Origin of the sequence: Tautonia marina (genome assembly GCF_009177065.1) — a bacterium.
In the GTDB taxonomy this organism is placed as follows: Bacteria; Planctomycetota; Planctomycetia; order Isosphaerales; family Isosphaeraceae; genus Tautonia; species Tautonia marina.
Genome location: NZ_WEZF01000006.1, coordinates 125,791 through 152,191, shown reverse-complemented (window position 1 = coordinate 152,191; position 26,401 = coordinate 125,791). Strand labels below are relative to the sequence as shown.

Annotated in this window: 25 protein-coding genes; 8 read left to right on the top strand and 17 right to left on the bottom strand. The window is 65.0% G+C overall.

Going from position 1 to position 26,401, the window contains the following annotated elements:
• Positions 1 to 693 precede the first annotated feature (693 nt).
• Positions 694 to 1,029: a hypothetical protein gene (locus tag GA615_RS09415; RefSeq protein ID WP_152051033.1), complete on the top strand. Its 336-nt coding sequence runs from the start codon at positions 694 to 696 to the stop codon at positions 1,027 to 1,029.
• 121 nt (positions 1,030 to 1,150) lie between these two features.
• On the opposite strand, the gene GA615_RS09410 is transcribed toward GA615_RS09415, so the two are convergent.
• From GA615_RS09410 to GA615_RS09395, 4 genes are all read right to left on the bottom strand, one after another.
• Positions 1,151 to 1,621 (bottom strand): hypothetical protein, encoded by a 471-nt coding sequence (locus GA615_RS09410; RefSeq protein WP_152051032.1) that lies wholly within the window; start codon positions 1,619 to 1,621, stop codon positions 1,151 to 1,153.
• A gap of 37 nt (positions 1,622 to 1,658) precedes the next feature.
• Positions 1,659 to 4,085 (bottom strand): endopeptidase La, encoded by a 2,427-nt coding sequence (lon, locus tag GA615_RS09405; RefSeq protein WP_390622224.1) that lies wholly within the window; start codon positions 4,083 to 4,085, stop codon positions 1,659 to 1,661.
• A gap of 188 nt (positions 4,086 to 4,273) precedes the next feature.
• Positions 4,274 to 4,609 (bottom strand): hypothetical protein, encoded by a 336-nt coding sequence (locus GA615_RS09400; protein ID WP_152051030.1) that lies wholly within the window; start codon positions 4,607 to 4,609, stop codon positions 4,274 to 4,276.
• A complete protein-coding gene (locus tag GA615_RS09395) occupies positions 4,606 to 5,394 on the bottom strand; it encodes a metalloprotease (RefSeq protein ID WP_161602251.1) in 789 nt (262 codons plus the stop codon). Before GA615_RS09395 ends, GA615_RS09400 begins: the two co-directional genes overlap by 4 nt.
• A gap of 479 nt (positions 5,395 to 5,873) precedes the next feature.
• Between GA615_RS09395 and GA615_RS09390 the strand changes: the two genes are divergently transcribed.
• Positions 5,874 to 6,674: a DUF433 domain-containing protein gene (locus tag GA615_RS09390; protein WP_152051028.1), complete on the top strand. Its 801-nt coding sequence runs from the start codon at positions 5,874 to 5,876 to the stop codon at positions 6,672 to 6,674.
• Positions 6,675 to 6,766: 92 nt separating this feature from the next.
• Here the strand turns inward: GA615_RS09390 and GA615_RS28110 are convergent, their stop codons facing one another.
• From GA615_RS28110 to GA615_RS09380, 3 genes are all read right to left on the bottom strand, one after another.
• Positions 6,767 to 7,513, bottom strand: a complete 747-nt coding sequence (locus GA615_RS28110; protein ID WP_235905271.1) for a (5-formylfuran-3-yl)methyl phosphate synthase — start codon at positions 7,511 to 7,513, stop codon at positions 6,767 to 6,769.
• Complete coding sequence (locus GA615_RS28105) at positions 7,510 to 8,058, bottom strand: DUF6580 family putative transport protein (protein ID WP_235905269.1); 549 nt, start codon at positions 8,056 to 8,058, stop codon at positions 7,510 to 7,512. Before GA615_RS28105 ends, GA615_RS28110 begins: the two co-directional genes overlap by 4 nt.
• A gap of 202 nt (positions 8,059 to 8,260) precedes the next feature.
• On the bottom strand, positions 8,261 to 9,076 hold the full coding sequence (locus GA615_RS09380) for an exonuclease domain-containing protein (RefSeq protein WP_152051026.1): 816 nt from the start codon (positions 9,074 to 9,076) through the stop codon (positions 8,261 to 8,263).
• Positions 9,077 to 9,313: 237 nt separating this feature from the next.
• Here GA615_RS09380 and GA615_RS09375 point away from each other — a divergent pair, with 237 nt between their 5' ends.
• The gene (locus GA615_RS09375) at positions 9,314 to 10,264 is read left to right on the top strand and encodes a CAP domain-containing protein (protein ID WP_152051025.1); all 951 of its coding nucleotides are present in this window, start codon (positions 9,314 to 9,316) and stop codon (positions 10,262 to 10,264) included.
• A 183-nt stretch (positions 10,265 to 10,447) separates the two neighbouring features.
• Positions 10,448 to 10,780: a hypothetical protein gene (locus tag GA615_RS09370; protein WP_152051024.1), complete on the top strand. Its 333-nt coding sequence runs from the start codon at positions 10,448 to 10,450 to the stop codon at positions 10,778 to 10,780.
• A 97-nt stretch (positions 10,781 to 10,877) separates the two neighbouring features.
• On the opposite strand, the gene GA615_RS09365 is transcribed toward GA615_RS09370, so the two are convergent.
• Positions 10,878 to 11,645, bottom strand: coding sequence for an SDR family NAD(P)-dependent oxidoreductase (locus tag GA615_RS09365; protein WP_152051023.1), 768 nt, complete (start codon positions 11,643 to 11,645; stop codon positions 10,878 to 10,880).
• A 210-nt stretch (positions 11,646 to 11,855) separates the two neighbouring features.
• Between GA615_RS09365 and GA615_RS09360 the strand changes: the two genes are divergently transcribed.
• The gene (locus GA615_RS09360; protein WP_152051022.1) at positions 11,856 to 12,677 is read left to right on the top strand and encodes a hypothetical protein; all 822 of its coding nucleotides are present in this window, start codon (positions 11,856 to 11,858) and stop codon (positions 12,675 to 12,677) included.
• 48 nt (positions 12,678 to 12,725) lie between these two features.
• On the opposite strand, the gene GA615_RS09355 is transcribed toward GA615_RS09360, so the two are convergent.
• Complete coding sequence (locus GA615_RS09355; protein WP_152051021.1) at positions 12,726 to 13,391, bottom strand: tetratricopeptide repeat protein; 666 nt, start codon at positions 13,389 to 13,391, stop codon at positions 12,726 to 12,728.
• 371 nt (positions 13,392 to 13,762) lie between these two features.
• Here GA615_RS09355 and GA615_RS09350 point away from each other — a divergent pair, with 371 nt between their 5' ends.
• The 3 genes from GA615_RS09350 (at position 13,763) to GA615_RS09340 (ending at position 18,364) form a co-directional block, all read left to right on the top strand.
• The gene (locus GA615_RS09350; RefSeq protein ID WP_152051020.1) at positions 13,763 to 14,587 is read left to right on the top strand and encodes a sugar phosphate isomerase/epimerase family protein; all 825 of its coding nucleotides are present in this window, start codon (positions 13,763 to 13,765) and stop codon (positions 14,585 to 14,587) included.
• Positions 14,584 to 16,215, top strand: coding sequence for an ABC transporter permease (locus tag GA615_RS28420; protein WP_152051019.1), 1,632 nt, complete (start codon positions 14,584 to 14,586; stop codon positions 16,213 to 16,215). The genes GA615_RS09350 and GA615_RS28420 overlap by 4 nt, the downstream gene beginning before the upstream one ends.
• 250 nt (positions 16,216 to 16,465) lie before the next feature.
• Positions 16,466 to 18,364: an ABC transporter permease gene (locus GA615_RS09340; protein WP_161602250.1), complete on the top strand. Its 1,899-nt coding sequence runs from the start codon at positions 16,466 to 16,468 to the stop codon at positions 18,362 to 18,364.
• A gap of 44 nt (positions 18,365 to 18,408) precedes the next feature.
• Here GA615_RS09340 and GA615_RS09335 read toward each other — a convergent pair whose 3' ends face one another.
• From GA615_RS09335 to GA615_RS09300, 8 genes are all read right to left on the bottom strand, one after another.
• Positions 18,409 to 18,921, bottom strand: a complete 513-nt coding sequence (locus GA615_RS09335; RefSeq protein ID WP_152051017.1) for a 6-pyruvoyl trahydropterin synthase family protein — start codon at positions 18,919 to 18,921, stop codon at positions 18,409 to 18,411.
• Between the two features lie 32 nt (positions 18,922 to 18,953).
• Positions 18,954 to 19,856, bottom strand: a complete 903-nt coding sequence (locus GA615_RS09330) for a triphosphoribosyl-dephospho-CoA synthase (RefSeq protein ID WP_152051162.1) — start codon at positions 19,854 to 19,856, stop codon at positions 18,954 to 18,956.
• Entirely contained in the window at positions 19,853 to 20,743 is an 891-nt protein-coding gene (locus GA615_RS09325) for an ATP-grasp domain-containing protein (protein ID WP_152051016.1), read from the bottom strand. The genes GA615_RS09330 and GA615_RS09325 overlap by 4 nt, the downstream gene beginning before the upstream one ends.
• A 7-nt stretch (positions 20,744 to 20,750) precedes the next feature.
• The gene (gene mch, locus GA615_RS09320; RefSeq protein WP_235905267.1) at positions 20,751 to 21,737 is read right to left on the bottom strand and encodes a methenyltetrahydromethanopterin cyclohydrolase; all 987 of its coding nucleotides are present in this window, start codon (positions 21,735 to 21,737) and stop codon (positions 20,751 to 20,753) included.
• Between the two features lie 8 nt (positions 21,738 to 21,745).
• Positions 21,746 to 22,570 carry a formylmethanofuran dehydrogenase subunit C gene (locus GA615_RS09315; RefSeq protein WP_152051015.1) on the bottom strand — a complete coding sequence of 275 codons (825 nt, stop codon included), beginning with the start codon at positions 22,568 to 22,570 and terminating at the stop codon, positions 21,746 to 21,748.
• 125 nt (positions 22,571 to 22,695) lie between these two features.
• Complete coding sequence (locus GA615_RS09310) at positions 22,696 to 23,031, bottom strand: hypothetical protein (protein ID WP_152051014.1); 336 nt, start codon at positions 23,029 to 23,031, stop codon at positions 22,696 to 22,698.
• A gap of 66 nt (positions 23,032 to 23,097) precedes the next feature.
• The gene (locus tag GA615_RS27415) at positions 23,098 to 24,717 is read right to left on the bottom strand and encodes a beta-ribofuranosylaminobenzene 5'-phosphate synthase family protein (protein WP_161602249.1); all 1,620 of its coding nucleotides are present in this window, start codon (positions 24,715 to 24,717) and stop codon (positions 23,098 to 23,100) included.
• Positions 24,714 to 26,144: a DUF6513 domain-containing protein gene (locus tag GA615_RS09300; RefSeq protein ID WP_152051013.1), complete on the bottom strand. Its 1,431-nt coding sequence runs from the start codon at positions 26,142 to 26,144 to the stop codon at positions 24,714 to 24,716. The genes GA615_RS27415 and GA615_RS09300 overlap by 4 nt, the downstream gene beginning before the upstream one ends.
• Positions 26,145 to 26,401 lie beyond the last annotated feature (257 nt).

Here is a 26,401-nt window from a genome sequence, read left to right as displayed (position 1 = left end):
TCGCCCCGAACAGAAGCGTCAAGGCGAGAAGTGAATCACTTGAGAATTGCAGAGGAGTTCAGCATTAAGGGTTTTACCCTGTGATCGATGCGATCGCAAGCACCTTTTTTCCAATCCAATAAAGAAGGATGATTCGCTCTTCCGAGTGTCGAACTTTATTCTCATCCCTGCAAATCTCAGTTTCAGATAAGGACGTCGTCCGACGGGAGGTGATGTCCGCAGATCGCTCCTCAATCGGTTCCGGCGAACGCCGGGTCTCCGATGAGGCCGACCGATCACCGGATTGCCTCAAGGCCCACTGGCACCGGTTGGGCTTCCAATGCGACAATCGAAATGCGGTCATCCTGACCTGACAGGCCAGGGACGCGACGGCTCCTGAACGCACTTGCCTTCTGACATCGGTGACGCAGGCTTTCGAATGATCCGGCCGACCAGCCGCGTCTGCTTCGACCAGCCAGCGCCTTGGCTCGATCGCAACCACGGACGAGTTCTAAGACCCACGCGCAGCTCCATTGATGGCTCCTGCGTTTTCAACGCGATTTTCCACCACAATCGAGCCCGACAGACGAACAGCATCGCGGAGAGAATCGTTCTCGCTCGACCGGCCGGCCGCTCGGTAGACCGCTCCGAACCACACCACGAAACGATCACTGGAACACAACACCCGAAACGACGCCGGGGATGGAGCCAATCATGAATGAACCCGATCCTGCAACGCGAATCAGTTACATTTCCTGGATTCTGGGCCAGACGTCCTCGATTCTGGGGATCATCCTGGTGGTGATCTACGGGTTCGATCTGGTCCTGCTCCAGGCCAGTCGAATTTATGCCCAGAATCTCGGCGAGATTGGCCAGGCCGCCGCGGGCTGGGTTCCCCCCATGAGCCCGGCCTTGATCGGCCTTGGCATCGCGTTGGTGGGCTGGCTCGCGGCCTATCTTCGAAGCCTGATCTGCCCGGTTGCGGTGCCGGTGGGAGCCGTGCTGAACTTCATCGCCCTGATTCTGGCCCTCATCGCCCTGACGTACTGACCACGCCGTCAGCTCGCATCGAGAAACCTGCCTCCGTCGGACCGGTGGTCGAAGCACGCAACCGATGCCGGTCCCGGCGCGAGGGAACCAAAGCTCCCCCCACACGCCCACCTCCCTCTCCTCACGGTCGTTCGTGCTTCCCGTTCTCTTGCGTCCGGGAACGGCGAAACGTTTGTTTGACCACCTCGATCTCTCGTTCGAGGGTCTGCCGGCGTTCCTCGGCGAGTTTGCGACGCTGCCGATCGGCATAGCGTCGCGTGGACCATAAGTCGAGAAACGCCAGCAAGAGCGTCTGCAAGACGAGCAGCAACACGACGATCCACACCACGACGAAGGCGATCCGCTCCGACTGCCCCGCCCGAATGTCGATGTTGCCTCCCACCCCGATCCCCAAACCGAGGAGCGCCAGCAACACGGCCCCTCGGTATCGTCGGCGGTCTTGCCGCGCAAAGTAGCGGGCGTCGGCCTCGTCACTGAGATTCCGAGGCCGACGCGATTCCAACCGCTGACGCCAGGTGAGCAAAAAGGCGATGCCGATCACCACAACCGCCAGGACCGTGCTGGCCACACCGATCGAAGGCTCGTTCTCCATCGCCCGCCGTCCTCGCCTGGTGGTGAGACTCCTCTCCTCAGCGACTCGCTCGGCGCGACGGGCCAGAGCCTTTCGATCGGGGCTTGGCCGACGATTTGGAGGGACCGGACTTCTTCCCGGTCGCGTTCGGCTCTGCCTCGGCAAACAAGGCGGTCACCACGTCATCCAGCGATTCAACGCTCCGGAAGGTCAGGTCGCTGCGAACCTCCTCGGACAGATCAATCAGGTCCTTCTCGTTGTATCGAGGAATCAAGACCGTTTTAATTCCTGCTCGCCGAGCGCCGAGCACCTTTTCCTTCACACCACCCACCGGCAAGACCCGGCCAGTCAGAGTCAGCTCGCCGGTCATTGCCAGATCGCGCCGAATCGGCTCGTCGCGGAAGAGGCTGATCAACGCCGCGGCAATCGCCACGCCGGCCGAGGGGCCATCCTTGGGCACGGCCCCAGCAGGCACGTGGATATGAATATCCGTCTTTGCGAAACGAGCCGGATCAATCCCGAGCGCCTTCGTGTGCGACTTCAAGTAGCTCATCGCCGCATGAGCACTTTCTTTCATCGACTCACCCAGCAAGCCGGTCAGGGTAAACGACCCTTTGCCGGGCATGCCGCTGGCCTCGATGAACAGAATCTCACCGCCGGTCGGGGTCCAGGCCAGGCCGGTGGCAACACCGGGCACTCCGGTGCGCGCGGCCACCTCGCGGAAGTGCTTCGGCGGGCCGAGGTAGGTCGGCACATCGTCGGCCCCGACGCTCGTACTCGTCTTCAACCCTTCAGCGCGTTTTCGGGCCACCTTCCGGCAGATCGCGGCCAGCTCCCGTTCCAGGTTCCGCAGGCCCGCCTCTCGGGTGTAATCGGCAATCACGCGGCGGACGGCGTCGTCACCGATCACCAGTTGCTTCGCCGTCAGCCCGTGGCTTTCCAGTTGCTTCGGGATCAGAAAGCGCTGGGCGATGAGGATCTTCTCCTCCTCGGCGTAGCCGGGCAGTTCCAGCACTTCCATGCGATCAAGCAACGGGCCGGGAATCGTCTCCAGCATGTTCGCCGTGGCGATGAACATGATCCGCGACAGATCGAAGTCGATGTCGAGGTAGTTGTCTCGGAAGGTCGCGTTCTGTTCCGGGTCGAGCACTTCGAGCAAGGCGGCCGACGGGTCCCCTCGGAAATCGGCGCCGAGCTTATCAACCTCATCCAGCATGAACACCGGATTATTCGTACCCGCCTTGCGCAACCCCTGGATGATCCGCCCCGGCATGGCGGCAACGTAGGTGCGCCGGTGCCCCCGGATCTCCGCCTCGTCGTGCACGCCGCCGAGGCTGATCCGCACGAACTCCCGCCCCATCGCCCGAGCGATCGAACGGCCGAGGCTCGTCTTCCCCGTCCCCGGAGGACCGACGAAGCAGAGGATCGGCCCCTTCATGTCCTTCTTCAGCTTCCGCACGGCGAGGTATTCGAGAATCCGTTCCTTGATCTTTTCCAGGTCGAAGTGATCCTCGTCGAGCACGGTTCGGGCGTGCTTCAGGTCGAGGTGGTCCTTGCTCGCCTTCGCCCAGGGAAGGCTTGCGAGCCAATCAACATAGGTGCGCACGATCGAGTATTCGGCCGAGCTGGGGTGCATTCCGGCCAGGCGGTCGATCTCGCGTCGGGCCTCGGCGCGGGCCTCGGGCGGCAGCTTCGCGCGGCGGATCTTCCGTTCCAGCTCGCGGGCCTCGGCGGCCTCGGGTTCCATCTCCCCCAGTTCTTCCTGAATCGCCTTCAGTTGCTGACGGAGGAAATGCTCGCGCTGCGCCCTGGTGATTTCCGAGCCGACCTGAGCCTGGATCTTGGTCGACAGTTCCATCACGTTCAGGTGCCGCGTCAGGTACTGGCCCAGCAGCATCAGGCGGGACTTCACGTCCAGCTCGGCCAGCATCTCCAGCTTTTCCTCGACCGAGAACGGCAGGCTCGACCCCAGCAGGTCGGCCAGCCGCGCCGGGTCTCGGGTGTTCATGGCCGCGACCTGAAGTTCCTCGGGAACGTTGTCGCTCAGGCGGTTGAACAGGCCGTTGACCAGATGAACCAGGGCATCCAGTTCTTCCCCTTCCTCAACCGCCTCCTCCAGCGGCTCGACCTGCCCCACCAGAAACGGCTCGGAGCGGTCGATCTGGGTCAATCGGGCGCGGCCGAGTCCCTGGCAGACGATCCGGGTCGAACCGTCCGGGAACTTCAGCATCTTCAGGATCGACCCGACGCAAATCGTGTCGTACAGGTCGTCGAGCGTCGGTTCCTCAACGTCCGGAGAGCGCTGGGTCGCCAGCCCGATCAGGCGATCGCCGGTCGAACCATGCACCTCGTCAATCAGTTTCATCCCGGCCGGACGGTTGACGACCAGAGGCACCACGGTTTGCGGAAACACCACATCCGCGCGCAGCGGCAAGATCGGTAGCCGGTTCGGCAACGGCGGCCCCTGCTCCTCCAGTTCCGACAGGACCAGATCGCGCCCCTGAGTCGGAGATTCCTCGGGAGTTGGGCTCGCTTCGGCTTTGGCGGTCGACTTCGACTTGCGTTTGCTCATCGTCGCAATACTTTCAACATTCGGCGCGCCGAGATCAAAGGCGCAGGCTCAAGACGGTCGATTCTCGAATAATCGGCCCGCGATTGGAAGGGCGCGACGGTTCAGCGCAGGTGTTCAATCAGGAAATTCCGGGCTCGTTGCCGCAGCGCCGGGGCGATCGTCGCCGAGAACCAGAGCCGAGGCGTCCCGCCTGGCCCAAACGTCCCCACAATCCTCCCCCGTGGCATCTCTCCCGGCTGGTCTTGGAAAAACCCGGCAATCCCCGGCACCTTCGACCGAGGAATTTTTCCCGTCACCTGAACCCGGCTCCCCGGCCCCAACCGGATGACAAAATCCCCCCCGCCGAGCCTCCCGGTCCTCGCCAGCCAGACGACGGCCGCCAGCATTCCGACGGCACCCAAGCCTCCGATCAACCACCATCCCATGACAACCGTCACCGCCCCCGGGTCCACCAGTCGCCTCGATCCATGTCAAACGAACCATATCCCCCCTGGTGCTGCAAGGCGCGCCGCCCCTGGTAATTCGAGAACGCGAACAGGGCGAAGAAGATCGCCAGAAACGTCTGCTCGGCCGAAAACGCCCAAAGCGCCACCGCTCCGGCCGTGATCATGCCCACCGTGTAGGTTTGCTGCATTCCTCGATACGGGTGCCGACTCGTCAACACCTGCGCCAGAAACTGCCCCCCGTCCAGACTCCAGACCGGCAACAGGTTCACCAACGTCCAGCCGAAGTTGAAAAACAACATACTGTAATAAAAACTGAACACGTAGGGATCATTGAACTTGGAGATCGCTTCCCTGATACTGCCCGACCCCAGGCCGAACAGCGCCAGGTTGTCTTCCAGGGTCAGCCCTCCGACCCCCGCGCCGACCAAGACCGTCAGGATTCCCAGCACGAACCCCGCCCCTGGCCCGCCGAGGATCACCGCGATGTTCCCCCCGATTCCCAGCCGGTCGCGTTCGCTGAAGCAGAGCCCCCCCATCCAGTAAAGCACCACACTCGGCCGCAAGCCGTTCCAGACGGCCGCCATCGCGTGCCCCATCTCGTGCCAGAGGATCGACACGAACAGGACCGCCACCCAGACCAGGGTCCGCTTCGGGTCGGCCTGATCGAACCCAAGCATCAAGCCGACGATCCAGAACGCCGGGTGAATCCGGATCGGGACGCCGAGCAATCGGAATCTCAGGTCATACGGCGTCGAATCGGGACGGCCCATCAGCATCGCGGACATTCTCCCCTGCGTGTGTTAGAGCCGAGATCGGCAATCACCGGCCCGCGGCCCTTCCCAGCCTACGCCCCGGGTGTCCCCCCGGACAAGTCGGCCCTTGCCCCCCCACGATGGCAACGTTCCGAAGGAACCCCCTGGGCCGAGTGTGTCCTCGACAAGACGACGCCCCGCCGACACGAGCGACGCGCCAGGCCTCCTGCTCGCACACCCATCAAAGCCGATCTTGGAAATTCTTCCGAAAAAAGTGACTACACCGCGTCAATCTCACGAGAGTAATAGAGAAGGTTGTGGGGCGAATCTCCCGCCCACTTCCTCGCGGAGCGCTCCCTCGATCCGGCGTTGTGGACCGGATCGAGAGAGAGAAGGACCACCGGCCGACCGGAAGCGGCACGCCTCGGGCTCGACGAGCACTCTTTGATTCCTCGCCCGACCTCGCGACGTCCGACCGGCCCAGGCGGCCTGAGTGCTCCCCGATGAATACGCCTCACTTCGTGCCTCCCTCCGACCCGTCTCCCGAGCCTTCGCCGACCCCGACCTCGCCCCCGACTTCCGCCGACGCTCCCCCGGCTCCGGTCCCGATGGGGCTCGTGCTGCTTCGGGGGGTCGACGAGCAGCAGTTCAACGCCCTGATCCAATCGTGGCTTGCCCAGTTCGACCCGAGCGACGTCCCCGCCCGGCTTCAAGCCGAGATGGTCGTCATCGCCGTCGAGCGGCTCCGCCGAGCAGCCCGATTGGAACCCAGCGACACCCTGCCCGGCCTCGACTGGTGCCGGTTCCAGAGCCTCGCCGAACGGAACTACCGCAACGCCTGCAAGGATCTTCGACGCCACCTGGAGCAGCAGGCCGCCGCCTCGCCAGGATCGACGAAGGCTTCCCAGCGCCGATCCTCGACCCCGCCCGCCGATCCGGCCCCCGCGCCTCTCCCTCCACCTCCTGAATCAACTCCCGAGGAAATTGCCGACGCCTTCGCCAACTGGCGGAATCACATCGCCCTGGTTCGCAGCATGAGCGAGCAATGGCCCGTGATCCTCCGCCTCCGCCGCGAGGTCGAAGACGTCGCTGCCTGGCTCGCCGACGGTAAGACCGAGGAGGAACTGATGACCTGGTATCCCGGCCTCACCCGCGCCGACCTCGCCGCCTGCCGCGCCTGCGACGCCGAAGGCCTCTGCGGCCCCTTCGACCTTGCCGACGGCCCCTATCCGCCCGGCTTGCCCGTCCTCGACGATCTTCCCGACAATCCGTCCGGCGAAATCCACCCCCCTCCCCCCTCGTAGGGCGCCGGTGGCCGTCAGGCCGGGTGAGGGGGCCGACTTCCTACCCGAGAAACCGCCCTCCCCCCTTCGCACAACGCCCCGTTCCATCGACGTCAGGACACGGTGTTCCGACGAGCGGCAGCCGAGCTCCTGCTCGCCTCAACGAGCCTGCGCACCCGGTCCCGTTCGATGCAACCGCCGCGATCCCCTCCGGAACAGGCCGCCCCCCGGACCCCGAACAAATCGGGACGAAGTGCCCCCAACCGGCGGATCGCCACCGCGTCGAGTCCCCCCGCCAGTGCAATCAGCCGCCCGGATTGCCGGATCGGTTCGAACCAGTGGGGGTCGATCGACGCCAGATCGGCCGGTCGAGATTTGTCCCAGGTGTCGAGCAAGATCCCGGCGCACTCCGGTATCGTCACCGCAGCGTCTCGAATCGCAAACCGCTCCGGCGCTCCCGCCCGATCGGCGTCCAGATAGGCCACGGCGATCCAGGGAGGCCCCGGTCCGATCGCCTCCCGAAACTGGTTCCAGATCCGTTCCCAGTCGCGCCCGACCATCCCCGAGAGCCCAAGCTTTCGAAAGGCAATCCCCTCGAAGGCCCCAACGGAAGGAACGGGGCGATCGGCCCACTCGCGCAGCTCTCCCAGCGCCACGCTGACCGGAACATCCGGCGACACCGCCTCGCGGACGGCTCGCCAGACGCTCACCTCGGCGCAGCCGAGCGGACCTCGGCCCGGCTCTTTGACATCCACGACCGAAGCACCACCCTGCACCGCCTCGATCGCCTCGGCCGCCGACCTCACGCTGACGAGTAACCCCGGCCCCGGCCTCGATCCGGTCGTCAAGGCTCGGCTCACCTGGCCTCGGCGGCGGCAAGCTGTCGGGCCTCGATCACGGGCCGCAGAACGGCATCGAGCCCGAACAGCACGACCGCGCCGAACAGGTCGGCCACGAGGGTCGCCCGGTAGAACGGCACCGCGTCGCCGTAGCAGGCGATCAGGCCGGCAATCGAGCCCGGCTGAAGCGAAACGCCCGAGGCCCAGACGGCGAAGTTCGTCACCACGAAGAAAAGGAGCGATCCAACCACCGCCATCCCGACCGGCATGGCGAACTTCGCATCCCGGCTGGTCCACCGCCCGAGCAAGACGATTGCCAGGTACGAGCCGTAGACGGCCAGCCGAGTCGGATCGAACGGCCCCCGGCGAAACTGCGGGTAATAGACCAGGTCGATCACCAGGTCGGTCGCCACCATGATCACCAGCGGAACGGCCAACGCATAGCGTTTCGAAAGCCTGGCCCCGGCATACAGCGCAATGGCCCCCAGCGGCACCAGGTTGTGGAGATGCTCGGGATTGAGCCGGGCAAACACACCCAGCAAGATCAAGAGAAAGGCGGTGGTCATGCGAGCCTCGACAGCAGTTCGGTACGTCACCGATCGTCGGCCGACCGACCGTCGATCCGGATTGGGCCGTCCCCTCGACCCTTCCCGATGGAATCGGCCGGAGCAGCCCCAAGCTCACTACCTTAGCCGCCGGAAGTCGGATCATCAAGCGGGCTTGAGACCGCCCTCCCTCGGCGGCTCCTCCATCGAGCCTGTCCGGGCGTCAGGCGACCGGCCTTGCCGAATCCATCCGATCGAACGACACCACCCGATCCAGGCGGAACGCTTTCTCAAACCGTTCCAGATGGCAGAAGGCCACCAGATAGGCCGCCCCCCCTTTGTGGATCACGCGTCGGGGGGTGATTTCTCTCGGCCCGCTGCCTCGCGATCCCCCTTCGTAGCGGATCAACAGCCGATCCCCGGCCGCGATCGCCGCCGAGAGCCCTTCCCAGCCGCAGGGGATCAGTTGCTCCTGAACCGGGTCGGCAATCGGGTAGCGAACGTGAGGCCCTTTCTCGCCGTCGAGAGCCACCCAGAGCCCCCTGACCCGCTCGCAATCGGCCAATGCCCGGTGCGCGGGGCCGGCAGAGACTCCCAGCAGCTCGGCGACCGCGTCGAGCCGGTGGCTTCCGGCCTTCGGCAAGCGATGGCGAGCCAGGGCCAGCGTATCGGTGATCTCGACTCCCGGCATCGAGCGACCGATCGCCGCCAGCTCATTGCCGAGGAATCCGGCATCGAACCGTGCATGGTGAGCCAGCACCCGATGCGGCCGATCCCCCAGCAGCCAGTCGAAGAAGGCGGGCAAGATCACCTCCCTCGGCTCGGCGTCGGCCAGCATCGCATCGGAGATGCCGTGGATGCGCTCGGCCGCCGGGCTCATCGGCCGCCCCGGATGAACGAGCCGGGCGAACCGATCCTGCACCTGGCCCTCGGCGTCGAACCGCACCGCGCCGACCTCGACGATCCGGTCAACGCCCGGAATGAGGCCGGTCGTTTCCAGGTCGATCGCCACAAACGGTCCGATCCGACTGCCCGGCATGGCTGCCTCGCTTCAAGACTCCGATGGCGGGCCACCCGACCCGGAACACGCCGATTCATCGTACGTCACGGGCCGATCGGCCGACCAGTTTGGTCCGATCACCCCACCGAGGGAGACCGATCGGGCTTGACCGATTTCAACCCCTTCAGAAGATCGATCCCCCTGGCCCCTCATCATGATCCTTCATGCCCGGTCCGACCCCTCTCCCGGCCGAATCGATCCGGAGGACCGATCCCAATGCCCCCTTCGCGTCAGTCGGTGATTCCGCGATTCAAGGCCCAACTGGCCCTGCTGGCCCTGCCGTGGGTCCTTGCGCTGCCCGGTTGCCAGGGATCGAAACCGCTCCGACCGATCCCGGATCATCCCCCGGTGGTTCCGATCGCCCTCGATGATCCGGACCCGCCCGACCGCGTGATCCGCGACCTCCTGTCACGTCACAACGCGATCCGAAGCGAGCGCGACCTGCCTCCCCTCTCCTTCTCTCCAACGCTGAGCCAGGCCGCTCGGGATCAGGTCGCCGGCATGATCGAACTGGGCAAGGTCCGCCATCGAGGCGTCGATGGCTCGACCCCGGCCGATCGCGTCAAGCAGGTCGGATACCCGTATCAGTCGGTCGGTGAGAATGTCGCCGCCGGTCAGGAAACGGCCGAGGAGGTGATGACCGGCTGGATGGACAGTTCCGGACATCGGCGGAACATCCTCGGCGAGTTCGAGGAACTGGGCGCCGCCCGCGAGGAAGACCCCAACGGCCGACCCTACTGGTGCGTCGTCTTCGCCACCCCCATCCCTCAGCGCAATCCCGACGAGGCCGCCGACGCACTCCTGAAGCAAATCAACACCCTCCGATTGAACGAACAGCTCCCTCCGCTTGCTCCGAACCCGAAGCTTCAACGGATCGCCCGGGCGTATTCCCAGGCGATGGCGAAGGCCGGTTCCCTGAAGCCTCCCGGCCCCTCGATTGCCGATCGGGTCCGGGAGGCAGGGGTCTCGTATCGCCGCCTCGCCCAGAGTGTTGCCTCGGGCAATCCCGGCCCGAAGGAGGTCCTCGACGCGATGACCGAGTCAGCTCAGCAGCGGCGGAACCTGCTCGGCCCCTTCGATCGCGTGGGGATCGGCTATGCAAACGCCGAGGACGGCCGCCCGTTCTGGACGATCCTTCTGGTCGAAGGGAACGGTGGATCGTTATAAACCAACGTGTCTTCGGGTTCCGCCCGACCAACCCTTACGATCATGGTGAGCCGCAGGTCCGCCCGTCTCAGGGGGCCTCGCCGATTGGATTTCTCCTCCTTCGGGTGTCAGACTTCGTCGGGCGGCGTGTCTGGCAATCGAGCGATTGCCCCACAAGCTTGCGCCCGAAGGAGGAAGGATCCCATGTCGACACGAGCGAGATGGGTCGTGCTCTTTGCCCTGCTGGCGACCTTGACCACGGGATGTCATCGCAAGGAATTCATCCGCAACCAATCGGTAGCGATGGACCCTTCCCTCGTGTCAATCGACCCGGCATTGAGCGACCCCATGCTAGGCCAACCCAGTCGAGCGACCTTTGTCGATCGACACCCCTTGCTACGCAAACCCGTCGAATACTACCAAACGGCCAAGCCGAATCCGGCTCACCGCTTGGCGTCTGCCGCGTTCATCGGGGTTCCGGTCGGAATCTTCGGCGAGATCCGTCAGATCATCGTCGGCTGTCCACCCGGGTTCTGAGCCCGGGGTCGACTCGCCTTGTCGGGGGTCGTCGGCTCGATCCGATCGTGGCGAGATGGAACTCGTCGACTCGGTTCCTGAACCGACCACCGCGACCTTATGGCGAGAGAATGTGAGCGGCAAGCCGATCGAAGATCGGCGCGGGCAAGAGTCGGACCAACCGCATCAAGGCCAGGGTCGGCGCGGGAAAATCAACCCGGCGCCGGCCCCTGGCAATGCCGTTGAGGATGATCGCGGCGGCGCGATCGGCGTCCATCATCCACGGTTGCACATGACGCGATTGCTCGGTCATGGGTGTCCGCACAAAGCCGGGATGCACGATCGTCACCAGGACCCCTTGCCGCGTGAGATCGGGTCGAAGCCCTTCGAGGAGGGTCGAAAGGGCCGCCTTGCTGGCGCAATAGGCACTCGATCCGGGCAACCCCCGGAATCCCGCCAGGCTGCTGATGCCGACAATCTGACCTCGCCTTCGATCGAGCATCCCCGGCAAGACGGCTTCAATGGCCACTGCTGCCCCGAGCAGATTGACGCGGAAGATCTCCTCGACCACCTCGGCCGAGAAGCCGACGCTCGGCGAGCTGCGACCGATTCCCGCGTTGGCGATCAACAGATCAATCGGGCCGAGTTCCTGCTCAAGCTGGGCGATGGCCTCGGACGTGGCCTGCCGATCGGCCGCGTCGGCCGGAGCAACGGCCGCCACTCCCCCGGCGCTTCGGATCGACGCCGCGAGTTCCTCCAGGAGGTCCACCCGCCGGGCGGTCAGTCCCACGCGGACCCCCTGGTTCGCCAGTTGCCGCGCCATCGCGGCACCGATCCCGCTGGACGCTCCGGTAACAATGGCCGATCGGGCACGATTCCGTTTCACGAGGGGTCGACTCCGACGATTGCGTTTCCCAAGATGCTTGACCGATCTCTCGGATCAACGAATGCGACCCTCACAACCCATGCAACCGATTCTCAAGAGGACAGCCCCCTTCAACCACCCTCTCCGGAACCCATCCCGCCAGCCGACCAGAGAACAGAGGGTGATCGGAAGGCCCCGTTGATCGGATCGAATTGTCGCAAGGTGACGGTCATGCGCCGATGGTCAATGGTCACAAGCATCTCGATGCTCCTGCTTGGGTTTCGGACCACCGCGACCGCCCAGGAGGTCGCGGGACTGGTCGTGCAACCTCCGTCCGAGGTGATCGCCGGCGAGTATCATCCGGCTCCGCCGATCCCGTTTCCACCGATGCCTCACCCGGCTTCCCCTGACCCAGCAGGGCCCGGATCGGGTTTCCAGGGGAACCTCGATCGACCGGAGATGAGGACGTCCGTGGTTTCTCCTGAGGAAATCCGGGTCCAGCCCCCCCTGAGTGTCTCCGCTACGGACCGTCTTAACACGGAAGCCCTGGCACCGCTTGCGACCACAATCGCGCCGCCGATCGACACCGAGCCAAAGGAATTCACGAGCCGCAATCCGTTCCTGCCGCCGGGACCGGACCAAGGCTCCACCGGTCGGGAACGATTCCGGGGGAATGAGCGATTCGGTCGGGATCGGGGGGCTCAACGATCGCCCTCAATCGATCAGGAACGTCCGGGACTGCTCACGGGGTTGTTGGACCGCCTGGTCGGTCGCTCGGCCTCACCATCCCCAAGCCCCCCGGAACCGGCCGCCCCGCCGTTGAATCTCGACCCGAGCGACCCGACCGCACCGGAATTTTTGAAACAAAAGCTCGAACACATGATCATTGAACGCGAAGCCGATCGACTCAATTCGGTCGAATTGCTGATTGTCGGTCCTCGGGTCCACATCCGAGCCGAGGCGGCTCGTCCCTGGCAACGTCTGGCCCTGCGTCGAGGACTGGAACGCCTGCCGATGCCGGCCGGATTTCATTCGACCGTTGAGGTTCGCTAAGGCTCAGGGCACTCCGCTTCGAGCTGTCTTCCTCCCGCGGGCGGAAGCTCAAGGGGACGACTCGTCACTGCCATCGGTGTCTGAAGGGGTGAGCTGATCTCGGTACTGTTCGAGAAGTTGCGCGAAATCTTCTCGATCACGGAGAGCATCCAGTTCCGGATCATCCCAGATGATCGGATCACTGAATCCCAGTTCGAGCGCCTGGCGAAGCGAATCGATTGCCTGATCCTCGCTCCCTACAAGCGAAAGATTGCACGCCTCATTGTACAATGTAATGCCGATGTAATTTTTCTCTTTTTCATTTGGCGGCGTATCATGTTCCAGCAGCATGCGAGCAACCGCGGCGGATCGGTTCAGAAACGAAAAACTCTCCTCGCGTCGTCCCTCCTGAATCGCGAGGTCGACCCCCATTGTTTGCAGAACCTCCATGAGCCTGACCAGCGCCGGGCGATGATCGGGCTGACGGCGGACCACGGTTTCGAGAACGACCCGCTGGTCTTCGAGAGCGTCGAGGCGGGGCACCAGCTCGAACAGTTCGTCGACTGAGCGATTTTCCAGATCGATCTGATCAAGCGTGAGCGGCTCGGGGTTCTCTTGATCAGGTTCAGGCTCATCCGGATCGTCGGGTGGGCCGAGATCCTCTGCGTCGTCAGGGGGTTGAGGCTCGATCTCGTCCTGAGGAACATCCGGAGGATTCGGTGGTATCGCAGGCACTGGTGCTGGCTTTCGACACGAAAGCGTGAGGAAGAGAACGAGCGCCAGCAGTGTCAGTCGTCGAAGTCGCGGACCTCGTCTCATCGTGAGGGAACCTCCGGCAATCGCGTGGGAGAACGACGAAGAACGACCGACTCGAGGCGGCTCGTTGGTGTCTCTCGGAGTGAGTATTCCGCACGGCCGGACGGAACGCAACGGTCTCGTCAGGTTGGGTACGATCTCGGCCGGAGCGAGGGCTAGACCAGACGCTCGAAGCCAGGCACGATGGAATGGTGTCGCAGGCCGTCACGAGGGATCGTCGCTCGCCGATTCGTGTTCGTGATCCGTTTGCACTGGTTGGAACCGCAGCGTTAGAGACGGGGAGGACGGTCATGAACCTTGGGTTGATCAACTCCGCCTGGGCCCAGGCCGGTCGGGAAACGGCCTTCGGCATCCAGAAGACCAAGGAGATCGGGTTCGATTGCATCGACATCTTCGCCGATCCCCTCGATATCGACGTGCGAGAACGCAAACTGATCAAGGACGCCTGCGACAAGCTCAACCTGCCGATTGTCAGCGTGCCGTGCGTGGCGGTCGGCCTGATCGACTTCAACCCAAGCGTGCAACGCTTTCACATCGATCGATGTCGAAAATATCTGGATATGGCTTATGAGTTTGAGGCACGAAATCTGTTGCTCGTGCTTGGGGAGTACATCTGGCAGAAACAGGTTATTCCCCCCGAGGAACAGTGGGCCACCGGGGTGCAGAATGTGAGGGCCCTGGGAGAGTATGCCGAGGACCTCGACCTGGAGATCGCGCTGGAGCTGGAACCGTTCGAGCTTTCACTGGTGCGAGACATCACCGGCATGGTCCGTTTCCTGGATGAGGTGGATCACCCGGCCGTGAAGGCAAATCTGGATATCTCCCACCTGGTCCTCTCGGGAGAGCCCCCGGAGAAGATCGTCGAACTGGCCGGACGGGTTGCCCACGTCCACATCTCGGATTGTGACGGCAAGGTCCACGGAGACCTGCCGCCCGGTCGGGGGGTGGTCGAGTTCGCGGGCTACCTGAATGCCATCAAGCAGTTGAACATTCCTGATGCGACCATCTCGATCGAGCTGGAGTACTCGCCCGAGCCCGATAAGATTCTTGAATGGGTTCGGGAGGCGTACGACTCGACGAGTCTGTTGATGCGCGAGGCGGGGCTCCGGGCGTGATCGGTGCCGCCGGGACAGGTCGAATCGCAGCCGGGGCGGCCCTGGGGTTGGTGGTGGTCTGGCCGATGGTGGCCACGATCCTGTACACCCTCGAAGGAAACGCGGGAACCTCCACCTCATCAGGGTTGATTGATGCCTCGGCATTTGGTCGAGAGGCGGGGCTGGTGGCCGGCCCCGCGGTTGAGACGGCGCGGGTGGTGGGGGGGGCGGTGCTGGGATCGCTCGTGTTGGGTGTCCCGATGGCCCTGCTCCTGTGCCGAACGGACCTTCCGGGCCGCGCTGCGGTGCTTGGGATGATGGCCCTGGCCGTTTTCGTGCCGATGCCTTTGTACGCGGCAGGATGGATCGGCGGATTTGGAAATGCGGGATATCAACAGGCGTTTGGAACGGATCCCTTGCTGGAAGGTTGGACTGGCGCCGCCTTTGTTCATGCGGCCGCGGGGGTGCCGTGGGTGGTCTTGCTGACCGGGATCGGGGTGAAGGAGGTTGAGCCGGAACTTGAAGAATCGGCCCGGCTCGACATGTCGCTCGTTCGAGTGGCGCTGGGAGTAACGCTCAGGCGCTCTGCCGCGGCGATTGCCGGGGCCGGGCTTCTGGTCGCGGTCGTGACGAGCGGCGACATGACGGTCACCGACCTGATGCTGGTGCGGACCTATGCCGAGGAAGCCTACGTGCAGTACGGGCTCGGTCGTCCCCCCTGGGCGGTTGCGCTGGTGGCGGTTCCACCGACGCTCGTCTTGATGGCTGCCCTGCTTGTGGCATCAAGATTGACGGAACGGTTTGAATCCTTGCGCCTGCCGACAAGGAAGCGGACCGGAACGGTCTGGTCACTGGGGCGTTGGCGGTGGCCGTTGGGGGGCCTTGTCTGGGGAGTCACGGTCGCATTATTCGGCCCCCCACTGACGGCGATGGTCTGGCGAGCGGGACGGATTGGGGGAGACGCCGCCCGAGGGATCGCTCCCGGATGGTCGGTGGACGGACTCACCGAATCGCTTGCCTACGCCATGGCCGAGGTGCATGAACCGGTCGTCCAGACCGGAGTCGTCGCCGCATTGGGGGCAACGCTGAGTGTGATGCTGGCCTGGGCCCTGGCGTGGCAATTGCGGAGCCGAGGGGCCTGGCGCGTGGCGATCGTGACCCTTCTGGCCCTGCTGCTCGCGCTCCCGGGGCCGGTCGCAGGAATGGCGTTGAAGCTTGCTTACCTGGAAGTTCCGATCATCTATGATACACCCTTGATTGTGATTCTTGGCTCCTTGATGCGGACGGTCCCGTTCGCGGTTCTGGTGCTCTGGCCGGCCGTTCGAGGGGTGCCAGCGGCCTTCCTGGAATCGGCCGAGGTGGATGGGTTGCGACCGTGGGGCCGGGTCTGGCGGGTGGCCGTTCCGATGACGCGACGGGGCATCGCGGGAGCCTGGCTTGTGGCCTTCGTGCTGGGCATGGGAGAGCTGCCGATTACCAACCTGGTGACACCCGCGGGCATGGAATCGCTGACCGTCTTCCTCTGGGGCCAGATGCACTTTGGCGTCGACAGCCGAATCAGCAGTGTCGGCCTGGTTTTGCTGGGGCTTTATGCAGGAATTGGAGGACTGGCCGTGGCCACACTTCGGCAATCATGGAAATCCATGTGAGTAATCGTTCTGATAAACTGCGGAAGCGGGTCGATCCGCCGGACTTAACGAGAATCGGACAAGACCCCAATCGAAACCCACCCTTGAAGCGGAGAAGGTGTTGCAGGAGCAGGCCGGCGGTTCGTGGCGCGATGATTCCGCGGGAAGCAATCTAGGACACTCGTCGGAACCCAGTTAAGATTCAGGCAGCGCGTTCGAATGAGTTGACGAGGGGATGCTCGGCACCTGGGATCGGGAGGGAGGCCGGATCATGGCGGGTCGTGTCGGATTGGGGCCGGTCTTCGCGTTTGAGTGGTTGATGACCTCGCGGCGCTGGCAGGCGTATGCGATGCGGTCCCTGACGGTCCTGTTCTTACTGGCGGCGATGACGCTGGTCTGGTTCGAGTCGAACCCGAGCTGGAGGGCGTCGGGGCAGATGTCGATCCGGCATCAGGCCCAGGTGGGGCAGGCGTTTTTCGGAACGACCTCGATGCTGTTGCTGGGCCTGGTGGGACTGTCGGCACCGGCCGCGACCGCCGGGTCGATCTGTCTGGACAAGGCGCGAGGCAACCTGACGCTCTTGTTTGCGACCGATCTGTCGAACACGGAGATTGTGCTGGGGAAGCTCGGGGCGCGACTCGTCCCGGTGCTGGGATTGATCCTTTGCGCGGCTCCGGTGCTGGCGATCGGAACCCTGTTCGGCGGGATCGACCCGGTGGGCCTGATTGGTTCGTTGCTGGTGATCTTGGCGGTGGCGATCTTCGGCTGCTCGCTCGCGCTGACGCTGTCGATCTGGGGAAAAAAAACGCATGAAGTTTTGATGATGGCGTATGTGTTCGGAATTCTGTATCTCCTGGCCGCGCCGATCAGCCTGGGCCTGTTTGAACTGCTCCCGAGGAACTGGAGAGGGTCGCAACTCACCCTGTTTCACGAATTGCTCCGATTCAACCCGGTGTTTCTGGTGCTCTCCGCAGTTGAACCGATGCCGATGATGCGTCCAGTGACATTTCAAACGAACCTGGCGTTCCTGTGCCTGGGGCTGACGGTGTCTGCAAGCTTGATCGGCGTGTCGATCTGGCGAATTCGATCGGTGGTGGTCGGGCAGCTCGGCAAGGTGGAACGAGGGCGCGAACGGCGACGGTCGCTTCGAGCACGCCTGGCCGGGGCAATCGAGTCGGATCGGTTTGCGCGGGTGGCGCCGGGAACGGCGGGAGTTTCGAGGAAGCTTCGGAGTCTTTGGCCCTCCCCATCGCTCGATCAGAATCCGGTGTACTGGCGCGAGTGTCAGCGAAAACAACCGACTCGAATGGACCTCATCTCGTGGGGAATTTACATTCTCTTTTGTGGTGGGTTCAGCATTTATGCGATTCAACTGGCCTTATCGGGACAGACCTGGGGCATGGGGCTGGGGGTCTTCGTGAATGTGGTGCAGGTGCCGCTGGGATTGTTATTGCTGAGCGTCTCGGCGGCAACGAGCCTTTCGGAGGAGCGGCAGCGAGGGAGCCTAGATGTCTTGATGGCGACCCCCATGTCAACCCGTTCGATTGTCTGGGGAAAGTGGCGAGGAGCATTCCGATCGGTCCCACCGCTATTGATTTTGCCAATCGGTGTCGCCCTGGCCCAATCGACCTCCTCCGGGCGGTTCGGGGCGGTAGCATTGCTGGCCGCGTTGATTCTGGCCTACGGGGCGGCCATCACCAGCCTGGGCCTGGCGCTGGCCACCTGGACGTCTCGAATGGGGAAGGCGGTGGGCCTGACCACCGGAATTTATGTTTCCGTTTCGATTGGTTGGCCATTTTTCGCCATGTTGCTGTTTGCAGACTGGGCACAAAATGTGACGCTCGGGATCGCGGCGGCAAGTCCTTTCTTTGGCGTCGGTGTGTACAATGCCCTGATCGCGGACGAAGGTCCCCCACGAGCGTTCGCCAGTCAAACCTTCTGGGTTCTGTTCTGGACCGTTGCGTACCTTGGCCTGACCGTGGTCTTGCTGCTGGCCACCATGCAGTCGTTCAACCGTTGCCTGGGTCGCATGGACGACGCCACCGAAGGACTCGGTGATCACTGGGAGGAGGAGGAACGCAACGCCTCGGGGAATCCGCGGTTGAATGTCGTTTCGGGTTCTCCGGCGAGCGTTTCTTCAAACAAGGACTCTTTGACCTCTGGAACGTGAACGTCAAAAAACCTGATTCGCTGAATGCATCGAGTCAAATTTCCTCAGAAGATCGCTGATGCGTCAGGACGACTCCATCGAGCGGTGGCCCACTGGCCGAAGTTTTCCTCGACCGAGACGCGCATGGCAAGCGGAAGGGTGAGACCTCGGTTGGTCAGGGCGTCGCGGAGGCGTCGGCCGAGATAATCGGCAATCAGTTCGGTGGTGGTGTTGGGGACGGGCAGCAAGACGCACTCGTCGCGGGGGAAGCTCCAGTACCGATCTCGGTAACGGCAGACAAGGTTCGGCCCGTCGTCGGAGACGGTAATGAAGGGGCTGCGGTCGGGCAGGAGCATGCGGTGATCGAGTTCGAGGACGAGGGCCTTCGTCAGATCGCGGAGCGCGATGAAGTCGAAGACGTAATGGTTGTCGTCGAGCGGTCCATCAACCTCGACCGCCACGCGCCAGTTGTGGCCGTGGATGCGTTCGCAGACATCGCCGTTGAAGGTGATGAAGTGCCCGGCGCTGAAGACAAGGTCGTCCTTGGTGACGCGGACCGTGTAGAAATTCGCTGACATGGGGATGATTTCGACCGTGGGAGTCTGAGGATTCAGAGCACGTCGCCCGCGTCCCATCCGGGGCGGGAAAGGTGGCGGGGAAATTTGATTGTCCCGTCGCAGAGGGCAGCGTACAAGGTGGCCGCGATCAGGTCGGCGGTCGCGCCAGGGTTGCGGGAGTGACCTTCGGCACGGAGCCAGGCATCGAACGCTCGGATCTGCGTGATCGAATCCGCCGAATCGGGCCAGTCGGTGGCAAGGACGGCAATCGCTTGGCGGGACGATTCGAGCGCGACGTCGGGGCCGCACTTGCGGGCGATGAGGGTGTCGGGGCGCTCGGCCATGAGGGTGAGGTGGGTGAGGACAATGGCGGTTTCGAGGGGACGACCGGCTCGGAGGGCGTCTCGCAGCGTGGGAAGTGCGAGATCGAAGATGTCTGCATATCCGGTCGCATACTGCCGAGCGATGGCGTCGTGAGAGGCCGCAAGGGTCATCGCCTCGCGGAGGGTGATGGTGGGCTCGTTGGCGACGTCGTGATCGGGGACCGAGCCGAGACCTCCGGGACGGGCGATGCGAATGGCCTCATAAACGGCTCGGGCATCGTCGATGGTCAAGGTGTCGAGGATGCGCTCGACCCCCTTGCGCAGCCCCTCGGCCTGGTGACGCACGCCGGCCATCGGGGTGAGAAGGAGAATCATGCCGAGGTTGGTGTTATGGCCAACGAGGGCACGAGACTCTTGCACGGCGACCCGGACGACAGCGCCGACGCCGAACTCCTGAATGCGATCCGGATCGAGCCACCCGGAGAGGGTCGCGGCAGAGAGGACGAAATCGAGGTAGTGGGAGTCATCGAACGCTCGAGCCGGATGGACGTTGCCAGGCTTGCGAGCCGTGGCTTCGAGCAGGCAGGCGAGAAAAGCGGGATCAAATTCAAAACGGGAGAGATCCTTAATCATCGATGCCACCGAATGAGATCGTCGAGGAGGGCGGCGGCCACGTCGATGCCGGTTGCCGCGGAGAGGGCCCGCCAGCCGGGGACCGCGTTGACTTCGAGGACGACAAGACGGCCGGTGCGGGAGTCGGGAAGCAGGTCGACCCCGGCCATGCGGGCGCCGACGGATTGGGCAGCACGGAGGGCGAGATGCTCGGCCTCGGGGTCGAGGAGAAGGGCCTCGGCACGGCCGCCGAGGGAGACATTGGTGCGCCACTGGCCTTTGAGGGCGGTGCGGCGGATTGCGCCAAGGACCCGGCCATTCAGGACGAACGCGCGGAGGTCGCGTCCATCGTTCGGAATATGTTGTTGCACATACAGAACGGCATCGATCCGTTCCATTGCGCGGAAGGCTCGCTGAGCGAGATCGGGGTCGGAGAGCCGGACAAGGCCGCGGCCCTCGGCGCCGAACAGGGGCTTGAGGACGACATCGCCGCCGAGGGCGTGGAAGGCGTCCATCGCGTCTCGGGCCGACTCGCCGACCCAGGTGGGCGGGACGGGGAGGCCGGCGGCGTCGAGCCTGGCGAGCGAGAGATACTTGTCCACGGCGGCCTCGACGGCCCGGGGGGGGTTCAACACCGGGATGCCGCGGGCTTCCAGGCGATGCAGGGCGTCCATCCGGTAGACGACCTGCTCCAAAGAGCCGGGGGGCATCATGCGGACGAGCACGCCATCGACGCCGAGCAGGTTGACCTGGCGGGCCTCGATGCGGGCAGGCCCTCCGCCGATTCGGGCCGCGAGCGAGGGGAACGGGAGCGGGTCGAGGCGGCAGCCGACGACCTGGGATGCTCGGATGAGATCCTGGACATGCCAGCCGGTCCCGGAGACGAGGGCGACGAGGTGCGGGGGCATGGGCCGGTCATGCGCCCTCGGTGCCGAAGGATCGGGCGAGCACGGCGGGTTCGAGGCGGCCGAAGGCGAAGGAATGACCCGTCTGGAGGTTGCGGAAGGCGACCTCGGCGGGGCTGAACAGGTGGGGATCGACGGCGTAGAAGTCGTGGTTGTAGCGGGCGAAGATGTCGGCAAAAGGCTCGCCGTGGTCGCGGGAGGAGGAGGACGGGACCTTCGGGCCGAGGGCGCGGAGCGAGTCGTCGTCGCCCGTGACATCGAGCACGACGCGGGCGCCGTAGAGGATGGCGTCGTTGGTCCGCCCGATCGCCTTCAGGTCGTCGGAGGCGACGGGAGGCAGCGGGGCGCTTCCGAAGCCGGAGACGATCCGGGAGAGGTCGAATCCCAGTTCGTGGAGCTTATGCAAGCATGTCTCGACCGATCGCGCGACGACCTGGACGCCGCCGGCGAGGCCGGCGGTCGGGGCGATCAGCAAGGTCACGGCCGAGGGATCCACGCGGCACGACTGGGCAACGTGGGCGATGACGTCGGCGGTCGGCAGCGCCCGGCCTTCGAGGACGCCGACGACGGCATCGGCCTCCTCACGGAATCCGATGGCGTTGAAGACGTCTTCATGTGCCCAGGCGGCCCGCATCGGCCCGGAGCCCATGGCGAAGAACTTGCCGAGGGCGAGTTGCCAGCCGGCGTACTGGCTGGCGAGGCAGGAGGCGACGGGGTGATCGGTGGCGACCTGGACGATCGGGCAGGCGACGCCACCGACTTCGCCGGGGGCGAGGGTGATCTCGGCGAGGTCGGCCATGCAGATGCGGGCGAGGTCGAGCCCGGCCAGGAGGCCGCCCGGAGTCTCGACGCCGCAATCGACGACCCGGCCGCCTCCCGGCACGTCGACCACGCGGACCCGACGTTCCAGGGCGTGCGCGATGAGGAAGTCGGTCCGTCGGGCAGCTCGGGCGTTGAGGTTCATCGGGCGTCCGGGGGCTGGGCGAGTTCGGTTCATCGGGCGGATCAGCCGGCGGCGAGGGTGAGGATTTCCCCCTGGCCGCCTTCGAGCAGATCCCCGTTGTAGCGATCGAATGCGCGAGATTCCAGGCCGGGAGGGATCGGGAATCCCTGATCGCGCAAGGTCCGCAGGTACACGGCCAGGAAGGGGAAGCGGTATTGGCCCGAGGCGGCAAAGGTGGCGAGCGGTTCGAAGTCGGGGCCGGGATCGATCAGGGCGAGCGTCCCCCGCTTCATCCCCGAACCGGCGAGGCGGCCGACGGGGCCGAGGGAGAGGATCGTTCCGGCGATCATGCCACGGCCGAGGCCGGGGCCGCTCTGGCCGGTGACGGCGATCAGGCCGCGGCGCATCGCCAGGCCGACCTCGGAACCGACGGAGCCTTCAACGAGGATCATGCCGTCTCGCATGCCGCGACGGCTGCCGGGTTCAGCTGCTCCGAGAGAGTCGCCGGTTGATCCACGAATGTGCAAGTATCCGCCTCGCATCTCGGCCCCGGCCCAGGTGGAAGCGGAGCCGATGAGGGTGATCGAGCCGCCGGTCATCGCCGCGCCGAGGGAGGGGCCGACATCCCCTTCAATGATCAACGAGCCCGAGGACATCCCCGAGCCGATGCCGCGGACGTGGCGGAGATCCCCTTCGAGACGGTGGGGACCGTCACTGGCGTCTCCCTCAATGCGGAACAGGTCGCCGAGCGTGGAGGGTTGGTTGCCGATGCGTGCGGGAAGTGAGGCGGCCTCAACAGGAGAAATGCCGGCGAGGCCATCGGCACGGAGGGCGTCCGAGGCGACGGGGAGGGTGGTGGCGTCAAGCCAGCGGAGGGTCAGCGGCATGGGTTCGAGACGCTCCAGGGTCGTGAGCGGCGGGAGACGAAAGAGAGGACCGCGGGCTGGGGGCCAGTCCTCTGCGGCCTCATCGTTGGGTGAGCATCATGCCAAGGGGGGTCTGCGGAGGCTGATCATGACTCCAGCCTCTGAACGACTCGGGGGTGACACAGGGGGCACAGGTCCACGTGCTCCGGCCCGTCGTTGGTCCAGTAGTCGTCACCGTCCTCGATTCGGCGATTGCAGACGTCGCAGTGTTCGTGATCCCAAGCCTCCTCGACGAGTTCGAAGATCTGGGGGTCGAACGGCTGGCCGCGAAAGGGGGCCCAGAAGCGATCGCCGTCCTCGTTCATGGGTTCAATCATGAGGAGGCAAGGATAGGATCGGAAGGTTCGGGGCACGAAGCAGCAGCGGCGGAACGTCTCCCATTCAGCATCGGGAATCTGATCGAGGTGGTTTGGCTCTGCCATCAGGAGGCCCTCCGAAGCTTTCGACCACTCTAGCTGCAGGGATCGGCGTGAGCAATGCCCTTCGGATCAGGGATGATCGGCGGCGAGGAGGTCGGGGGGCATCGGCTCGATGGTTTCCCAGGAGGAGCCGGAGGCGGAAGCGCGGGTCCAGAAGCATCGGGAGGGGCGGAGGGAAAAGTGGTGGCGCAGTTCGCTCAGCAGGGCGTCGCGGCGGTCGGGGGGGCCGTTGTCGAAGGCGTAGAGGGTGGGGCCCCAGGAGCTCTGGCCGACGCCGTGGAGGCCGAGGTCGAGGAGATGGCGGGCGGCCTGCTCGACCTCGGGAGAGGCGAAGCGGCCTCCCTGGGCGGGGGAGAACCAGTCGCCGACGAGGGATTGCAGCTCGACCAGGGCCGCGCCGAAGGTGGGGAGGTCGCGCTCGGCGAGGCTCGGGAGCAGGCCGAGCAGGACGAGGCGGCAGAGGCGATCGGTGAGGGAATCGGGCATCGGGGGGAGGTTCTGGAAGGCGAGGCGTTCGGGCTCGCCGTGCAGGCCGGCGGGGGCGTTGGGGATGAGGACGAGGACGGCCCAGTCGCCGGGGAGCTGGGCGTGGGTGACCAGCGGCGGGACCGCACCGGGGGCGCGGTGGCCGCCGTCGACGAGGAGGCCGCCGCGATCGAACCCGAGGATGCCGATGCCCGATCGGGCCCCCCTGCCGGAGAGCCGGGCCAACTGGGAGGCGGGCAGCACCCCTTTGCCGTTGAGCAGGGTGATGGCCCGGGCGACGGCCAGGCCAAGCTGGGTGCCGGAGCCGAGGCCGATGTGCTCGGGGATGGCCCGGTCGAGGTGGAGATGCGTGGCCATGCCCCGGGCGCGGTCGAACTTGCGGGCGATCTGGAAGAGGACGCGCGAGGAGAAGTCGGAGACGCGGGGGCGCTGGCCCATCATGCCGGTGATCGCCCATTCGTCGCTCCGCTGGGCACGAAGCTCAACACCGGGTTGCTCGATCATCAGGCCAATGCCGCCGAATCGCCGACCCGCGTCCGGACCCCAGGTCAGCGGGCCGAAATGCAGGCGGCCGGGGGTGCGAATGCGGACGGCTCGGGGGACGACCACTTCGGAGGAGCCGGGGATCGGTACGCCTCGACGCCGGGCAATCTCGTGGACATGAGCTCGCAAGAGGGCGAAGGCTTCCTGCTCGTCGGGCCCGGCGGTCTTGTCGATGAGGACGGAAAGGCGGTCGTACTGCTCCAGGATCTCAGGCAAGGGGAGGAAGTCGGTCCGGGTGGCGAGGATGGCGGCCTCGACGACGGCATGCTTGGCGCGGTTGAGGCCGAAGAAGTCGCGGAGGGTGCCGGAGGCGACGGCTTCGCAATGGATGGTGGTGCGTTCCTCGCGGTCGTCGAGTGCGGAGACGCGGAACTCGACGTATCGGCAACTGTTCGTGAGAATCCGACCCTTGACCACGTCGGCCGGGCGGGTGGGGGCGTCGTCGAGGCGGCCGATCGCGCCTCGGGCGATCATGAGGACGTCGTCGGTGACGTGGAGGACCCCTTCGCCGAGGGCCTTGAGGTTGCGGTAGGTGGTCGAGGAGGTGTAGGGGCGGAGGGTGAAGCGGTCGAGCGCGGGGGACTCGACGACCGGCCCCATCGGGGCGATGTTGAGGGAGCCGTCGGGGCCGAGGGTGGTGACGATGCCTTCGAGGATCACGAGCCGAGCCCCCCTGCCCCGCCCTCGTGGCGGAGGTGCTGGTCGCGTTCCCACTTGCGGCGCTCGACGGCGCTGACCTCGGGCTCGGTGAGGAATCCCCAGTCGAGAGCCTGGTCCTGGCGGTAGTGCTTGCCGAGGGTCAGGGCGGTCTTCGCCTTGGCCAGCTCATAGCCGAGGTAGAAGGCGTGCGAGGGCTCATCCACCCCCATGCGGTCGAAGAGGGCGAAGGGGTCGGAATCGGAGAGGAAGTGCTGATGATTGAGGGCGTAGATCATGCCGTCCTCGGCGAAGATGCGCCAGTTCGGGTCCTTGATGCGGCGCCGGAGTTCCCGGAGATTCTCGGGGCCGAAGGCGGGGACCTTCGGGTCGCGGAGCATCACCAGGCCGGGCTCCAGGTGTTTCGGCAACGTCTTGTTCGTCACCGCATGATAGGCGAGTCGGCGGGCCAGGTCGATCTCCCGGACGGACGATCGCGCCCAGTTGATGACGGCGGTGGTCAGGACGGAGCCGATCCGAAGCTCCTGGCAGAAGCCGATGAGGGCGACGTTCATACCGCTCGAATCGACGTCCGTCAGTTCGGTGAGGTTGCCGATGCCCATCATCATGGCGGCGTCGGGGTAGCGGCGTCGCGTTTCCAGGTATCGGCCGAGCGAGGCAGCGAAGCCGAAGCCGATCGGCTCGATGATCGGATCGAGGCGATGCGGGATCTCGTGCTTCGTCAAGAACTCAACCGATTCGTCCAGGCCGTCGAGCGTGCCGACCTGATCGGGGATAACGACGACCTCGACCCCCCAGTCGCGGGCCCGATCGCGGTTCGAGCCGTTGACGCTCAGCACCAGGTCAGCCCCGGCGGCGACGGCGCGCTCGACCTCGACGGGGTCGAAGCTATCGACTGAGACGCGGTGCCCCTGCTCCCGGAGCGCGGCCACCGCCTCGCCGACGCCGAGCCAGGGGCCTCCGGGGTCGCAACCGAGGTCGATCCGGTCGGCCCCCTCGGCGCGGAAGCGGTCGGCCTGGGCAAGTAACGCGTCGATCGGGAGGGTCGGCGCGTGGTTGATCTCGGCGAGGATCTCGATGTCGAAGGCACCGTAGCCGTCGGCCTTCGGGCTGTCGAGACCAAAGGCGCGCGGCAGGTCGCGCAGGTCGTCCGGGCCGCGCTCGACGGGCACGGGTGCCACCTTCTCGACCACCGGGGCCAGGTCCCCCTTGCACATGCCGGGAAGGATGACGCGATCGACTCCCTCGGGAACTTGCAGGTGCCTGGCGATCCACTTCGGCGGCATCAGGGCCGCGACGGTGATCGGCAAGACGGCGACCTCGGCCCTGATCTTTGCTTTTGGCGCAAGGTCATCGAGCACCTGCCGGAGCGCGAACTCCGCCAGGCGGCCGGTGACGAACAGGATGCGGGGGCCGTCGCGGTGGGGCATCCTCTGATTGTCGCACTTGCCCCCGGCCGATCGTCAACGGCCCTTCGAAAATCGCTTGACGGTCGGGTAGCGCCTGGGTAAAGATCACCAATCATCCGATCATGCCAGATAGTGTTTGTCCTTGATGGCAACAAGCGTCTCGGGTCCAACGCCGTCTGGTTTTCTGGCGACGTACGGTTGAGGATTGAAGGACAGGGAGGGCCGGTCAATCGACGTGCTTTGGCGACATCCATTCAGTGATTCGCAACGCCGGCGAT